This is a genomic window from Mesorhizobium sp. GbtcB19, assembly GCF_019091085.1.
In the GTDB taxonomy this organism is placed as follows: Bacteria; Pseudomonadota; Alphaproteobacteria; order Rhizobiales; family Rhizobiaceae; genus Mesorhizobium.
In genome coordinates this window covers 1-244 of the sequence record NZ_JAGXJY010000414.1, presented here as the reverse complement: position 1 = coordinate 244, position 244 = coordinate 1, and the positions used below count along the sequence as shown (strand labels likewise).

Annotated in this window: 1 protein-coding gene; it reads left to right on the top strand. The window is 68.9% G+C overall.

Annotated features, from left to right (window positions below; all coding sequences use genetic code 11):
• Positions 1-16 precede the first annotated feature (16 nt).
• Positions 17-223, top strand: coding sequence for a hypothetical protein (locus KVT37_RS32615; protein WP_217579066.1), 207 nt, complete (start codon positions 17-19; stop codon positions 221-223).
• Positions 224-244: the final 21 nt, after the last annotated feature.

The window sequence follows — 244 nt, the reverse complement described above, 5'->3', positions numbered from 1 at the left end:
TCATGAGGGGGGGCGCATGATCGTGGCCGACCAGAAGCTCGAACTGGTCACCTTGACCGAACGCCAGCGGAAGGCGCGCCGCATCCGTTCTGTGGCCATCGGCATTGCGCTGGCGGCTTTGGTCATCATCTTCTACGACGTCACCATCGTGCGCCTCGGCCACCACGGCGCCCGCCTCACCGGCCCCCGCCTGCTGGGAGGGGGGTGGTGGGCGGCGAGGTGAGCAAGCCCCCCCAGGGCAACA

Excerpts from the sequence above, each read along its gene's own strand:
- KVT37_RS32615 (WP_217579066.1), top strand. The coding sequence starts at position 17 with ATGATCGTGGCCGACCAGAAGCTCGAACTGGTCACCTTGACCGAACGC.